General features: G+C 43.6%; 1 protein-coding gene. It reads left to right on the top strand.

The features are described from left to right. Positions 1 to 303: GLUG motif-containing protein (locus JKM87_RS08075; protein ID WP_272899189.1), on the top strand; the 303-nt coding region annotated here is incomplete at both ends.

Raw genomic sequence — 303 nt, 5'->3', positions numbered from 1 at the left:
TGAAGAAGAATATGTCGGTTTATTTGGCTACGCACAGTACAGTCAACTTCAGAATGTTAATCTAGAATATGTAGATATTAAAGGCCAAAACTATGTAGGTGGCCTCGCTGGTTACATCAGAAACGGTGCCGAGATTAAGAATAGTGGTGCTGTTGGAGAAGTGGAAGGTGTCGGGCACAGCGGCGGTCTCGTAGGTAGAATTTATAAATCCAATATAAGAGATAGTTATGCCGTAGTAGATGTGCATGCGACAGGTAATCATATTGGAGGTGCTGTAGGGTCTAGCTCTAACGGGACCTTAGC

This window comes from Caldalkalibacillus salinus (assembly GCF_016745835.1).
Taxonomy (GTDB): domain Bacteria; phylum Bacillota; class Bacilli; order Caldalkalibacillales; family JCM-10596; genus Caldalkalibacillus_A; species Caldalkalibacillus_A salinus.
Note: the sequence above shows the minus strand (reverse complement) of the source record. Positions and strands in the feature narration are given on the sequence as shown.